This window comes from Halolactibacillus halophilus (assembly GCF_900115605.1).
Classification (GTDB): domain Bacteria; phylum Bacillota; class Bacilli; order Bacillales; family Amphibacillaceae; genus Halolactibacillus; species Halolactibacillus halophilus.
The window spans coordinates 1-2,209 of sequence record NZ_FOXC01000081.1; the positions used below are offsets into that span (position 1 = coordinate 1).

The 2,209-nt window shown below is 37.2% G+C and carries 3 protein-coding genes and 1 pseudogene; all 4 read right to left on the bottom strand.

The genetic code is table 11. The annotated features are described in order from the left end of the window. On the bottom strand, positions 1 to 359 hold a 359-nt coding region (locus BM098_RS13155; RefSeq protein ID WP_089834108.1), incomplete at its 3' end, for a phage head-tail adapter protein. Position 360: 1 nt separating this feature from the next. After that, positions 361 to 642: a hypothetical protein gene (locus tag BM098_RS13160; RefSeq protein ID WP_089834111.1), complete on the bottom strand. Its 282-nt coding sequence runs from the start codon at positions 640 to 642 to the stop codon at positions 361 to 363. 58 nt (positions 643 to 700) lie between these two features. After that, a complete protein-coding gene (locus BM098_RS13165) occupies positions 701 to 1,879 on the bottom strand; it encodes a phage major capsid protein (protein ID WP_089834109.1) in 1,179 nt (392 codons plus the stop codon). A gap of 27 nt (positions 1,880 to 1,906) precedes the next feature. Then, positions 1,907 to 2,209 (bottom strand): annotated as a pseudogene (locus BM098_RS13535) (head maturation protease, ClpP-related); the annotation flags it as partial.

A 2,209-nucleotide genomic window follows, 5' to 3' on the forward strand; every position in this document is an offset into this window, starting at 1 on the left:
AGCTCCGCAATGACATTAATAAAACGATTGTTTTGCGGGTCTGGTTGAACGTGCTTCACATTGTAACGATTTCCTAAATATTGCGGATGATCAATTGATATATAGTGCTTATCTGTTGGGATATAATCTTGCATGGGATCCCGAATAATAATTGTGATATCGGATAATGTGCCATTTGACTTGGCCAATTCAACATCTTTCATCCACACTTCGTCAATCTTAGCCATGCATTCATACAACGTTTTCTTTTCTTGTTCACCCGGTTCTGGTCCTGTTTTGGGTGCGTATTCATAAAAAGTAGTAGGTGTCCGCAATTGACCAGAATGCAATCGAGGTGGTTTATATTCGAATTTCCGCAATTTAGACACCCCCTATTGTTGTGGTAGTGGTTGTTGTATCCTCTTTTGCAAACTCCATATCTAAGCCAAGGCTAAGAATGTCACTCAAGAAGTTGTCATCAAAATATTCAACCGCATCATTGTAAGCATATCGCGTACGCTCAAACACCAATTCTTTAGCTCGATTATCAATATCTGTTGTACCGTTAATATCAAACTCACCACAACTGCTGTTTATTGCCGAAACAGAAAAGGACAACAATCGTCTCAAATTGTCATCCTCTCCACTATGGGAAATATGCATTCTATTTTTAAATTCATCTACAATTGTCTGCGTGATTTCTAACAATCACATCACCCCATTATGCGCCAGTCGTAGTTGTTGTTGTATTATCACTAGTATTGAACTGGATATTCAACTCATATAGCAACGCTGTTTTATTATCCTCTGGCTTACCGTTAGCAAACTGCTTAATTGTGTAAAGCATAGCATCCTCAATAGCTAGTGTTTGATCATATTTATTTGTTTTATACCCACCCGCAACCGCTGCAAGATACTTATCTTTCACAAAGAATAATGATTTACCTTCTGGAATCTCTTCTGACTCTACAACTTTAATGTTATAAGGTAGAGAAGTAACCCACTGTCCGTTAGCTGTTTGAATAGTATTTCTCGCTTGTACACTAATAGCGTCAGTCGGATTTACAACCATCACAATTTTATTTAAAACTTTACGAGACTTACCAGACGCATCTGTTGATAGAGCCTTAATCACGTCATGCAATTCACCAGCTACAATTTCACCTTTTTCTGATGGCGCAAAAGTAAGAGTACCAGATGACGTTTTTTCTGTAACAGCTCCGTTTTCAGAATTAACATTTTTCATTAGTCCGATAGGTTCGTTTTGAGATGGTCCACGACCGTTTACCAGTCCATATTCTAAGCCTACAGAATAAGATTCAACTAGTAGAGTACGAACATAACGCTCCACCCAAACAGGACCTAATTCCAACATATCCTTCGGAATCACAGCGAATGCAGTTAATTTCAATTGACCGATTTGCTCTTCGCTAAACGCTGAGCTAACTTTTCCTTTAATACTACCAAACAGTTGTCCCCAAGCGTATGCTTTAGTTGGGTCTGATTTGATAAATCGCGTTACAGCTCCTAGATCTCGTAGACCGATTGCTTGAAGTAATGGATGTGCATCCACAAGATCTTCAAAAACACGCTCTTGTGTAGTAACCGGTAAGATAGAATCCTCGTTAAAACCACCTGATGTCACAACTTCATTAAAAAACTTTTTTTCTTCAGAAGTAAGAACGTTTTGACCTCGGGATGATAAAATCTGCGCATCCATTTGTTGCGTGCGTACTTCTTCAGTAATCTTCTCTGTTAAATCTTCAGCGAGCGCCGTCTGCATTTCATCCCATGCAGTTGCAAGTTTTTCTTGATCTTGTTCTTCAGCTTTGACCAATTCCATATACGCTTCTTTTTTCGCTTGAAAATTATCCATTTTACCTTTTAAATTAATTGTCATTTTTCATTCCTCCAATATTTTTTAAAATTAAAAAATGAACCCTTTTCGTTTTGACTGCTTTGTTGCAGTTGGTGTAGGTTCATTTTGATTAATATTATTTTCTTTTAATTCATTCAATATTTCTTTCTTAAACTCAGCAAACATATTCTTTACAGTTTCTTTATCCAACGGCTGTTCAGATTCACCTGGCACTTTGTTTAATTTACCTTGTCTAATACCATCTATAACTTCTTGAGGTATTAAATTTGAAACACTAGCACTTGCTGTGAGTTTGATTTCATTTTCAAACATAATTTCATCAACTAGACCTTTTTCTAGGGCGTCTTGAGG

Coding starts and splice junctions, on each gene's coding strand:
- BM098_RS13160 (WP_089834111.1), bottom strand. CDS start 642: ATGCATATTTCCCATAGTGGAGAGGATGACAATTTGAGACGATTGTTG.
- BM098_RS13165 (WP_089834109.1), bottom strand. CDS start 1,879: ATGACAATTAATTTAAAAGGTAAAATGGATAATTTTCAAGCGAAAAAA.